Below are 10,914 nucleotides of genomic sequence, written 5' to 3'. Positions count from 1 at the left end.
CACATGAAAAAATTAAATTTCAGTATAAATTATCAGCCCATCTGTTTGCTTATCCTATCCGGCCTCTTGTTTTTCCAGGCAACGACACAGGCCCAGGATGATGTCTATCCGGCAAAAGAATATAAAGGAAGGCTCTTCATAACCGGCGGGACGATCCATATTGGAAACGGTCAGGTTATAGAGGGAGGAAGTATAGAGGTGAATAATGGCAGGATCGTACAGGTTGGGCAAAGCCTTGCCATACCATCCGGGGAGGTGAAACTGATCGATGCAAAAGGCAAACAGATTTATCCTGGATTGATCCTTCCGGTAACGGATCTGGGTTTAAAGGAAATTGCAAACGGAGTGAGAGGTTCGAACGATTACCAGGAGCTGGGAGATCTGAATCCCAATATCCGGTCCATTGTAGCTTATAATACAGATTCTAAGATCATTAATACCCTGAAGGCAAATGGCATCCTTCTGGCCGGAATTACTCCTCAGGGGGGAACGATCAGCGGATCTTCCACCGTGGTACAATTAGACGCCTGGAATTGGGAGGATGCCGCTTACCGGATGGATGGGGCCATTCATTTGAATCTGCCGGCCTTTATTTCAAAGACAAATGCTTTCGCTGCTTTTTTTGGTATTCCCCAAACGGCCCAGCAGGAATTAACGAAACAAGCCCTGGAAAAAATAAATGAACTAAAGGTCTTTTTCCGGGAGGCAAAAGCCTATCTCCAGGAAACCGGCCACCGGCAAATCAATCTGAAATTCGAAGCTGTGAAAGGATTATATGCCAAACAGCAGAAACTCTTCGTGCATGCCGATGAGGTCAAACAAATGCTCGTGGCGATCGATTTTGTAAAGGAATTCGGATTCGATGTGGTAATTGTTGGCGGAAGTGAAAGCTGGCAAATTGCGGATCTGTTGAAGCAAAACCATATTGCAGTCATTCTGCAGGAGGAACATGCTTTACCAGTAACCGATGATGACGATGTGGATCAACCGTACAAGACTCCTGCCCAATTACAAAAGGCCGGCGTCCTGTTTGCCCTGAACGATCAGCATGATGAAACCCGTTACCGGAACCTGATGTTCAATGCCGGCACTGCGGCTGCCTATGGTTTGACCAAAGAACAAGCCTTGCAGGCGATCACCCTGAACAGTGCAAAGATCCTTGGTATCGATTACCGCACCGGTTCGCTGGAAGCCGGTAAAGATGCCAATATCGTGATCAGTGGAGGAGATATCCTGGATATGCGTACCAGCCTGATAGAGCACGCCTTCATACAAGGGAGGGAAGTGAGCCTGGAAAATAAACAGACGCAGTTATATAAGCGGTATATGAGTAAGTATGGGTTGCGATAAAACCCAACGGCAAGGCCCCAACCTGTCCTTACCAACGGTTGGGGCCTTGCCGTTTTCAACTATTTCTGCCAGCGGGAATTGCGATCGCCATAAGGAGTGTCCGGCCGCGGCTTGGCCATTTCAATAGAGAGAGTCCTCCCTTCCATTTCGCTACCTTTCAGCTTTTGCATGGCTTCCTCCGCTTCTGCCTCCTGGGGCATTTCCACAAAACCAAACCCGCGGGACCGACCGGTTTCTTTGTCGTTGATGATTTTTGCGGAGGTTACTTTTCCAAAACCCTCAAACAGCGTCTTTAGGTCCTGGTCAGTCACTTGAAAGCCCAGGTTTGAAACGTACATGTTCATACTGTTAAATTAAAAGGTGATAAATGAACTGAGCCGGGAACAATAGAAAGTAGTGGGGGGAAGGGGAATTATGGTTTCAATTACTTAGTGTTGTAGCTCTCAATTATTAATGAATATAAACTTTTCCTATTGAAATTGCAAAAATACTTCCTTAGTACTGGTAACAAACGGCGTTGATATTCATACCGGCACCGACAGAAGCAAACAGGATAAGATCTCCTGTCCGGAGCCCATGATCCGGGACCTGCCCTTTGCGGACCAGATCGAAAAGAGTGGGGATAGTAGCAACGGAGCTGTTTCCCAGCCAGTGGATGGACATGGGCATAATGAACTGCGGGGATACCGGTAAACCATAAAGACTGTAAAACGCTTTTACGATCGCTTCGTCCATCTTTTCATTTGCCTGGTGGATAAAGATCTTTTTGAGATCGTGGATAGATACCCCGCTTTTGTCGAGACATTCCTTCATCGCTTCCGGTACGTAACGGAGGGCATATTCATAGACTTTCCTGCCTTTCATTTTCAGATAACGGGTGGCTGAATCGGACCCGGGGGCATTGGTCCTGCCAAAATCGATATAAGCCAGTTCCTGAAAACTATCCGACCGGATGGAAGACCCGAGTATACCCCTGTCATTGCCCGTGATATCTTTAAATTCGGCAACACAGGCGCCGGCTCCATCGGAAAAGATCATACTATCCCTGTCGTGTTCGTCCAAAACCCTTGAAAGGGTCTCTGTACCAATGATGAGGGAGTTTTTAGCAGCTCCTGCCTTAAAATAAATTTCAGCCTGTATGAGCCCCTGGAGCCAGCCCGGGCAACCGAATAGTATATCGTAGGGAATACAGGAAGGATTGCGGATGCCGAGATCGTGCTTAACCCTTGATGCCAGGGATGGAACGGCATCCGATTGTATGGTGGTTTCCCTAACATTTCCGAAATTATGGGCTACAATGATCTGGTCCAGGGATTGCGGGTCGATACCGCTGTCGGCGATAGCGAGCAACGCCGCTGCCGTGGCCATATCGGAGGCATTGATACCCGAAGGGGCATACCTGCGTTCTTCTATGCCGGTAATCAGCCGGAATTTCTCTATGATTTCAGGCGGAGGGGTATGGATCTGTTGCTGAGATTCTGTAAAAAAGGTATGGGAGGCGAAATCACTGTTTTTTTTAACAGTGGGAGGAATATAACTTCCGGTGCCTGTTATAATGGATCGAAACATACAAAAAGGCTTGGCTGGTTTACCCGGCAGACAATTTTGTTATTTCCATACCATTAAAAATACGGGCCAGGCTGGTATCTTTTGTTCTTTTGTAATTATCGATATTGGATTCCCAAACGATCCGCCAAAGATTCTTAGATTTCAGTTCGTTGTAATCGGCCGTCTTAATGAAGATTCCGGCAAAAGGCTGCCTGGTTTTAAAATTGATCTTAACGGGGGATTTGTCCAGGTACTTTTCCAGTAAAAAATTTTCGATTTGAACGGTTGTCATAAATACATTTTAAAGAACATATGATGAATGGCTATGTAATTTTCCCTGCTTCAGGTTGAAATGGCAGAGTAAATCCATGCTTTTGCTACCGCCTTATGTTCCTGATCGATCTGAATCCTATGATCTTTATGGACTAAGCCAGACCAAAAGAAAGGGTCAATGAGGTTATAAGTCGTGCAAAGGTAAGTCTTTAAAGGGAGAAATACGCATTGTTTTCACAGCAGTGCCTATAGATGGCCTTACCGGTTGTAGCACCGGCATGGGGCAGTGGCTTGAAACCCATGGGAATCACTTACCATTTTACCACTGGGGAGAAGTATTGAACTCGATTACTGAGATCACTTTGCCGGAAACCATCGTTTGATTCAGGGAAGCTATGGCCTGCCTGGCCTCGGCGGCTACGGGCATATCAACGATGGCCATGCCCTTCGACCGTCCATTCAGCTTATCCCGGACAATAGCAGCGGAATTGATTATGCCAAAGGAAGAAAACAGCTTTCTGACGTCTGTATCGCTGACATTAATACTAAGATTAGAGGCGCGAATTTCCATAAACCAGCTTTTAATTAACCAATAAGAATGTCTGAATTGGTTGAACAGAAAGGACTTGAAGAAGACAAGGAAAAGATTGACACCGGCAAGTTAAACTATTTCTTCCACCCGTTCTTTTATTCTTTAATGAATCTGACTGTTTGTTTCTGCCCTACACCACATCTTTCCCGTGACAGTTCTTATATTTTTTTCCGCTTCCGCAGGGGCAGGCATCGTTGCGTCCGATCTTTGGTCCGACTTTTACCGGTTCCTGTTTAACGGCTTCATTGGGTTCGTAATAATCGCCGCCGCCTTCCTGTACCGGACCGTGAGGCGCCTGTCGGTTGTTCTGATCGCCAGACGGTACCATCTCGTCTTTGCGCACCTTCAGTTTGCTCATATCCGTTTTCTCTTCTTTTCCTTCGCGGATACCGCTGCCGGAGTGACGACCGTCGCTATGCGCTATGGCGCTATGACAAAGGAAACTGACGATATCCTTATTCACTTCGCTATCCATTCGGCGGAAGAGTTCGAAAGCTTCCATTTTATAGATCACAAGGGGATCTTTTTGTTCCAGATAAGCCGTCTGAACACTCTGCTTCAGATCGTCCATCGAACGCAGATGTTCTTTCCAGGTATCGTCTATTATGGAAAGAGTGATCTGTCTTTCTACGGCATTCATTAATTCTCTTCCTTCGCTGGTCAGGGTCTTATCCAGGCTCACATGTACATTAGTGGATTTTTTCCCGTCTGAAAAAGGCACGACCACATTCTGGATATGATTACCCTGGGTAAGCCGGATATTCTTAAATGCGGGAACGGCATGTTTGCGAAGATCTTCCAGTTTACGCTCATAATTATGAGTGGCTTCCTGGTATAACTTTTCGGAAAGGGAAGCGGCATCGGTTTTCAGGAATTCTTCCTGGCTGATCTGCGTATCGATCCCGAAATTGACGATGGTGCTTAGTTTGAAACCTTCAAAATCCTCCATTTCCCGGAAAGAGCTGACCAATCCTTCTGCCACCACATAAAAGGCATTGTCCAGGTCGAGGGCAAGTCTTTCTCCAAAAAGGGCGTGGCTGCGTTTCTTATAGACAACATTACGCTGTTTGTTCATGACATCGTCATATTCCAACAGTCGTTTACGGATACCGAAGTTATTTTCTTCCACCTTTTTCTGGGCCCGTTCGATGCTTTTGGTTACCATACTATGCTGGATCACTTCCCCTTCCTTATAACCCATTTTATCCATAAGCGAGGCGATACGGTCGCTGCCGAACATCCGCATCAGGTCATCCTCGAGGCAAACATAGAATTGCGTCGTACCGGGATCACCCTGACGGGCAGAACGTCCGCGCAATTGCCTGTCCACACGACGGCTTTCATGCCTCTCCGTACCGACGATCGCCAGACCTCCTGCTTCCTTTACGCCTGGTCCGAGCTTGATATCCGTACCACGGCCGGCCATATTCGTGGCGATCGTAACGGCTCCGGAAAGACCAGCTTCGGCTACCACCTGGGCCTCCCTTGCATGTTGTTTGGCGTTCAGTACATTATGCGGTATTTTTTTCACCTGCAACATCTTGCTGAGCAATTCGGATACTTCCACCGAAGTCGTACCGACCAGTGAAGGACGTCCGTCTGCACGAAGACGTTCGATCTCGTCGATAATGGCCTTGTATTTTTCGCGTTTGGTCTTAAAAACAAGATCCTGATGATCCTTCCTGATAGCAGGAACATTGGTAGGAATGGTTACCACGTCTAATTTATAGATATCCCACAATTCGGAGGCTTCCGTTTCCGCCGTTCCGGTCATCCCGGCCAGCTTGTGGTACATACGGAAATAGTTCTGTAAAGTAACGGTGGCGTATGTCTGGGTAGCCGCTTCGATCTTGACATTTTCTTTGGCTTCAATGGCCTGATGTAATCCGTCGCTGTAGCGCCTGCCGTCCAGGATACGTCCCGTCTGTTCATCTACGATCTTGACCTGGCCTTCCATGACCACGTATTCCACATCTTTATCGAATAAAGTGTAGGCTTTCAGTAATTGCTGGACGGTATGGATACGATCGGCCTTAACCGCATAATCGTTTAGCAGCGCTTCCTTCTGCTGCAGCTTTTCTTCAGGGGATAATTCACCTTTTTCAATTTCGGCCAGTTTGACGCCTATATCCGGCAACACAAAGAATTCCGGATCTTCCCCTTCGCGGGTAATCATCTGGATTCCCTTATCCGTCAGATCCACTGAATTATTCTTTTCATCGATATGGAAAAAAAGTTCTGCGTCCACTTTGGGCATTTCCTTCTGCTGATCTGCCAGGTAATAATTTTCCGATTTCTGCAGCTTGACCTTAATACCGGGTTCACTGAGAAATTTGATCAGGGCGCTCGATTTCGGGAGACCACGGTGAGCACGGACCAGGGCAAGGCCTCCGTCTTTCGGATCATCGTTGCCTTCACCCATTTTTTTGCGGGCTTCGATCAGGAACTGATTGGTCACTTTCCGTTGTACATCGAAAAGTTTTTCCACCCGGCTCTTAAGTATATGATATTGCTGATCATCGCCTTTCGGGACGGGCCCGGAAATGATTAACGGTGTACGGGCATCATCGATCAATACGCTGTCCACTTCATCGACCATGGCGTAATGATGTTTGCGCTGTACCATTTCATCGGGGGTATGCACCATATTGTCACGGAGATAGTCGAACCCGAATTCATTATTTGTGCCATACGTTATATCCGCCTGGTAAGCTTTGCGGCGCGAACTACTGTTTGGCTCGTGTTTGTCGATACAATCTACAGTCAGACCCAGCCATTCGAAGATCGGACCGTTCCATTCGGAGTCACGCCGGGCCAGGTAATCGTTCACCGTTACAATATGCACGCCTTCGCCTGCCAGTGCATTCAGATAGGCCGGCAAAGTGGATACCAGGGTCTTTCCTTCCCCGGTGGCCATTTCAGCGATTTTTCCCTGGTGAAGTACGGTACCTCCGATCAATTGTACATCATAATGCACCATATTCCAGGTAATCGGGCTGCCGGCAGCCATCCAGGTGTTCTGATAAATAGCCTTATCGTCCTCTATGCGGATATGCTCTTTTTTAATACTTAGGTTACGGTCCAGTTCGGTAGCCTGGGAAACCAGCTCCTTGTTCTCTTTAAAACGACGGCCTGTCTCTTTTACGACGGCAAAGGCTTCAGGCAGGATAGCTTCCAGCACTTCCTCCACCTGTTCGTCTTTTTCTTTTTTCAGTTTGTCGATCTCCTGGTAAATGACATCCTTTCCGTTTATATCACTGAAAGGAAGCTCTTCGGCCCTTTTATTAAGATCTGCGATCTCTGTGTCGATTTTGCTTAAATGGTCTTTGATCCGGTCCCTGAATTCTACTGTTTTGGCGCGCAATTGATCGTTGGAGAGGGATTGGTAGGCCGCAAAGTGCTGGTTGATCCGCCCTGTGAGTGGTTGAATCAGCTTGATATCCTTTTCAGACTTATTGCCTCCGAATATTTTCGATATAAAACCTAACATAATATCTTGTATTGAATGATTTTGAGATTCGAAAAGATTATTCCTGTCAAATTTAATGCTACCCTTGCCGATAGGCCAAATTGACAGGGAAGCAAAGGTACGAAAAGACCCCGGAAGAAAGGCAAGAAACAGACCTTAATAAGAGTCTGAAAGACAAGGAGATTGGTATATTAATTATACTTTATAAGAAGTGCCTGGCGCCAGGGTGCAGGATGGCAAATGGGGATCCGGATAATGACGCTGCGGCGGAAGTCTTGATCCGTTATTGCCATTTCTTCTATCTGGTTTTACAACAATTTTTTTGGTAATGACAAAAAAGTTAGTAATTTTAGGAATATTTAGTAAAGCTGAGATTAAATACCACTAAAATTATTAGTCTATGTCAGTTGCCGGACAAAATCTGAAATACCTTCGCAAATTGCGGGGATGGACCCAGGAAGAGTTTGCAGCCAAATTGGGGATCAAACGATCCTTGTTGGGGGCTTATGAGGAAGAAAGAGCAGAGCCCAGGATCGAGGTGTTGGAAGTGGTGGGCGACCTTTTTAAATTGACCCTGGATGAATTATTGCGGAAAGAATTAAGCGATTCCAAAGGCAGCTATCTGTCCAAACGAAGAGCCCAGAAAATGATCTCGGCCTCCAATGAGATACAATTAGTGCCGGTAAAGGCGGCTGCAGGTTATCTGGCGGGATATGCGGATCCTGAATTTTTGGATGAACTAAATACGTTTACCCTCCCCATGCTGGCACCAGGGAATTACCGGGCTTTTGAAATCGTAGGGGATTCCATGCTGCCAACGACAAGCGGTTCGGTGATCGTAGGCGAAAAGGTGGATGATCTGGAGGAAGTAAAGAACAATCAAACCTACGTATTGGTTTCGCGCAATGAAGGCATAGTCTACAAACGGGTTATGAAGAATAATAAGACCAGGAGCAAATTTACCCTGGTCAGTGATAATACTGCCTATCAGCCTTATAATGTAAATGCAGATGATGTTATAGAAGTCTGGAAAGCCCAGATGGTCATCAGCAAAGCCAATACCCAGCACCGGTGGGATGTCAATCAATTGGCAAGTCTGGTAAGCAATTTACAGGATCAGGTCAGCGTGCTGAAGAAAAAGATGAATTAAGGATAATAAAGGGAAAATTAGTAGGAGTAAACGTTTGAGCTATATCGTTAGCCCTGGTAATTAGCAGAGGCTCTGCTTTGGCGTCAGTGGGCAATATATCCGGCACTTTTAAGGGTTTCTGCCATTTTTCCTACCATACTTTGGTTTAACTCTTTTTTTCCATTATGGTAATATTTTCCTTTCGTCTCTAATTGAGCCACCCAGATTGGCAAGCTGCTGGTTTTTGAATTTAGCAAATAACATTGAAAGGCTGCATTGAGTGTTTGGTTAGATTCATCACCATCTCCCGAGAAAAGGTTCTTTATACTTTTGTAACTATTCCATTTATTTTTGTCGTCCCTAACCTCCTCATGGAGGAAACCTCGAACATTTACCACAAGAATGGCATCGATGGACAGTAGGTCAATTTGTTTTCTAAATTCATCATAACTATTTCTATGGATATCGAAAAGGGCGGAAGAGGTAACAATAATGGTTCCTGAGGTAGTTAGGTTTTTCGAGATGGTATTTTCAACGAAGACCCGCCCTTCTAAATTGTCCTCCTTTAAAAAGCAGGTTTTGACGCAGATATTATAAGTATTGGAATCGAGCATATTAAAATAACAGGCTTCATCCAGGTAGATGGCCAGGATTTTAGTATAAGGCACCGTTGGTTCCTTTTTGGTGAAAATCTTAATGGTTGACGTGGCACAACCAGATAAAAACAGGGCAAAACCGAATAGGAAAAGGGTAGACTTCATATATGTAAAATCGCTTAGGCGTTAAGGGTGTAGAATCTGTATAATTTACTGTATCTGAATGATCATTCCTGAATTTCTTTTCGGCGGCGCCTTCCTGGAAATAGCAGGCTCTTCTGAAATAACTCCCTGTTCTCCTGATTGCCTGTTGTTATGCAGTTCGCGACCCCGGATGGGAAAGTCGGCAGCAGATGGATCCGGCGGCAAAATCGCAAATACATTTTCGTGGGGTGCAGGGTCGATAGATGCCATTCCGGTGAAACGGCTGAATGCGGGCAGCACGGCGTAATCATCCCCAAAATAGAAACAGGGGAATCGAAGCGATTGTTTGCCCATTCCGTTTATCCGGATGCCGGGATGAAGATGCCCGGAGAAGCTGTAGGTCCCGGGGAAAGGGTTCGCGGCGATGTCCGTAATATCATGGATAAAGGCGAATGCGCCTGCCTCCCATTTCAACGGGCTTACGTCGATGCCGGATGCCCGGTACCAGTCTTCGTGCAGAATATCATGATTGCCTTTGATCAGCCGGAAAATAAGTTGCGGGAAATTCTCTCTCCATTTTCTGAACAGATCCAGTTCTTTGTTTTCACGGCTGTGGAAAAGGTCTCCTACGATCAGCAATTGTTTGGGCTGAAAATACTGGATCTGGGACAGCAGGCGGAAAAGATCTTCCTGGTAAACGGATGGAGGTACGGCAATGCCTGACTTCCGGAAATGCCCTGTCTTTCCAAAATGAAGATCCGATAAAATAAGCGCTTTTTCCTCTTCCCAGAAAATACATCGTTCTGGAGAAAGCCATAATTGTTGCCCTTTGAGTTTATATGGAAATGCTGGTTGCATAGTGAACGAACAAGGACGCAAATGTACAAAAGTAGCAGTAACTAAATGATGCTGGATAAGAAGAGAATTCTTTTTTCTACCTGTAGAAAGGTAAAAGGTAGGAAGCGGTCTGCTTAAATTCTTATTTTAAGGTCTTTTTTACTTTGCGGACAAAACCCTCTGATACTTCAGCCAGATTGGCGACTTTGAGAATGGCAAAATCAGTATTAAGCAAAAGGTTTTCAACCAGCTTAATGGCCTTTTTTTCTTCACCTTTTTTTTCACCTATCAGGTAGAAAATATCCTTTTCTTTCTTAATATATTTTGCAATGCTATCCATGATTGTCATATTGATGGACCTGCGTGATTAGCGGCTTCTTCTTAGTCATATACAAGCGTTCTGTTTGACAAAAACAAATGTATAATAAAAGTGGACTAAAAAGACCGCATTGGAAAAATAAATATAAAATTTAGCCGCTTATTGCATAACTGCAGGAATTGTAGCCTTCAGACTATCTGCCCAACCCATCAGCTGTTTTTTTTCTCCTTCCGTAAGCCGCGCGTTCCCATGGATCCACAGATAACTGTCCAGGGGCATTCCATCTTCTTTGATCTGTTCGGTAATTTCTTTTAATTTTTTTGCCTGTTTTTTCGCCGGATAAGATCCGAACTCGGAGAAATTCAGATCCCATTTTCCCTGATCGACATGATACTGGAGATACCAGGCTACCGGTTGGATGCGGTTATACCAGGGGTAGAAAGTATTGTTGCTGTGGCAATCATAGCAGGATCGTTGAAGTATATGCAACACTGTATCCGGAATGGGATAACGCCGGGTTATATCATTTGAGGAAAGAGAGCCGGAACGGTTCTCCGCTGGCCGGATGAATTGGATCAGGATCAGGATGACCAGGAAAGATAACAGGATCTTTTTTCTCATGATTGTTTTTTGCAAAGCCAAATTATACAATATCGT

General features: G+C 45.5%; 11 protein-coding genes. 2 read left to right on the top strand and 9 right to left on the bottom strand.

Translation table 11 applies throughout. From position 1 onward, the window contains the following. Positions 1-3: 3 nt before the first annotated feature. Entirely contained in the window at positions 4-1,350 is a 1,347-nt protein-coding gene (locus tag ACX0G9_RS11685; protein WP_459065085.1) for an amidohydrolase family protein, read from the top strand. A gap of 59 nt (positions 1,351-1,409) precedes the next feature. Here ACX0G9_RS11685 and ACX0G9_RS11680 read toward each other — a convergent pair whose 3' ends face one another. From ACX0G9_RS11680 to secA, 5 genes are all read right to left on the bottom strand, one after another. Continuing rightward, on the bottom strand, positions 1,410-1,694 hold the full coding sequence (locus tag ACX0G9_RS11680; protein WP_459065084.1) for an RNA recognition motif domain-containing protein: 285 nt from the start codon (positions 1,692-1,694) through the stop codon (positions 1,410-1,412). Positions 1,695-1,845: 151 nt separating this feature from the next. Further along, complete coding sequence (locus tag ACX0G9_RS11675; RefSeq protein ID WP_459065083.1) at positions 1,846-2,919, bottom strand: 3-oxoacyl-ACP synthase III family protein; 1,074 nt, start codon at positions 2,917-2,919, stop codon at positions 1,846-1,848. A gap of 19 nt (positions 2,920-2,938) precedes the next feature. Continuing rightward, the gene (locus ACX0G9_RS11670; protein ID WP_459065082.1) at positions 2,939-3,190 is read right to left on the bottom strand and encodes a short-chain dehydrogenase; all 252 of its coding nucleotides are present in this window, start codon (positions 3,188-3,190) and stop codon (positions 2,939-2,941) included. A gap of 300 nt (positions 3,191-3,490) precedes the next feature. Continuing rightward, on the bottom strand, positions 3,491-3,742 hold the full coding sequence (locus ACX0G9_RS11665; RefSeq protein WP_459065081.1) for an RNA recognition motif domain-containing protein: 252 nt from the start codon (positions 3,740-3,742) through the stop codon (positions 3,491-3,493). Positions 3,743-3,893: 151 nt separating this feature from the next. Beyond that, entirely contained in the window at positions 3,894-7,253 is a 3,360-nt protein-coding gene (secA, locus tag ACX0G9_RS11660) for a preprotein translocase subunit SecA (protein ID WP_459065080.1), read from the bottom strand. A 379-nt stretch (positions 7,254-7,632) separates the two neighbouring features. Here secA and ACX0G9_RS11655 point away from each other — a divergent pair, with 379 nt between their 5' ends. After that, positions 7,633-8,382, top strand: a complete 750-nt coding sequence (locus ACX0G9_RS11655; RefSeq protein ID WP_459065079.1) for an XRE family transcriptional regulator — start codon at positions 7,633-7,635, stop codon at positions 8,380-8,382. Between the two features lie 83 nt (positions 8,383-8,465). Here ACX0G9_RS11655 and ACX0G9_RS11650 read toward each other — a convergent pair whose 3' ends face one another. The 4 genes from ACX0G9_RS11650 to ACX0G9_RS11635 all read right to left on the bottom strand — a co-directional run bounded on the left by ACX0G9_RS11650 (position 8,466) and on the right by ACX0G9_RS11635 (position 10,878). Beyond that, the gene (locus ACX0G9_RS11650) at positions 8,466-9,122 is read right to left on the bottom strand and encodes a hypothetical protein (protein WP_459065078.1); all 657 of its coding nucleotides are present in this window, start codon (positions 9,120-9,122) and stop codon (positions 8,466-8,468) included. Between the two features lie 45 nt (positions 9,123-9,167). Continuing rightward, positions 9,168-9,959: a ligase-associated DNA damage response endonuclease PdeM gene (gene pdeM / locus ACX0G9_RS11645; RefSeq protein ID WP_459065077.1), complete on the bottom strand. Its 792-nt coding sequence runs from the start codon at positions 9,957-9,959 to the stop codon at positions 9,168-9,170. Positions 9,960-10,080: 121 nt separating this feature from the next. Next, entirely contained in the window at positions 10,081-10,278 is a 198-nt protein-coding gene (locus ACX0G9_RS11640; protein ID WP_459065076.1) for a hypothetical protein, read from the bottom strand. 138 nt (positions 10,279-10,416) lie between these two features. Then, on the bottom strand, positions 10,417-10,878 hold the full coding sequence (locus tag ACX0G9_RS11635) for a heme-binding domain-containing protein (RefSeq protein ID WP_459065075.1): 462 nt from the start codon (positions 10,876-10,878) through the stop codon (positions 10,417-10,419). Positions 10,879-10,914: the final 36 nt, after the last annotated feature.

Source organism: Flavitalea flava (assembly GCF_054461575.1).
This window is presented reverse-complemented; position numbering and strand designations above follow the sequence as displayed.

Coding starts and splice junctions, on each gene's coding strand:
- ACX0G9_RS11685 (WP_459065085.1), top strand. CDS start 4: ATGAAAAAATTAAATTTCAGTATAAATTATCAGCCCATCTGTTTGCTT.
- ACX0G9_RS11680 (WP_459065084.1), bottom strand. CDS start 1,694: ATGAACATGTACGTTTCAAACCTGGGCTTTCAAGTGACTGACCAGGAC.
- ACX0G9_RS11675 (WP_459065083.1), bottom strand. CDS start 2,919: ATGTTTCGATCCATTATAACAGGCACCGGAAGTTATATTCCTCCCACT.
- ACX0G9_RS11670 (WP_459065082.1), bottom strand. CDS start 3,190: ATGACAACCGTTCAAATCGAAAATTTTTTACTGGAAAAGTACCTGGAC.
- ACX0G9_RS11665 (WP_459065081.1), bottom strand. CDS start 3,742: ATGGAAATTCGCGCCTCTAATCTTAGTATTAATGTCAGCGATACAGAC.
- secA (WP_459065080.1), bottom strand. CDS start 7,253: ATGTTAGGTTTTATATCGAAAATATTCGGAGGCAATAAGTCTGAAAAG.
- ACX0G9_RS11655 (WP_459065079.1), top strand. CDS start 7,633: ATGTCAGTTGCCGGACAAAATCTGAAATACCTTCGCAAATTGCGGGGA.
- ACX0G9_RS11650 (WP_459065078.1), bottom strand. CDS start 9,122: ATGAAGTCTACCCTTTTCCTATTCGGTTTTGCCCTGTTTTTATCTGGT.
- pdeM (WP_459065077.1), bottom strand. CDS start 9,959: ATGCAACCAGCATTTCCATATAAACTCAAAGGGCAACAATTATGGCTT.
- ACX0G9_RS11640 (WP_459065076.1), bottom strand. CDS start 10,278: ATGGATAGCATTGCAAAATATATTAAGAAAGAAAAGGATATTTTCTAC.
- ACX0G9_RS11635 (WP_459065075.1), bottom strand. CDS start 10,878: ATGAGAAAAAAGATCCTGTTATCTTTCCTGGTCATCCTGATCCTGATC.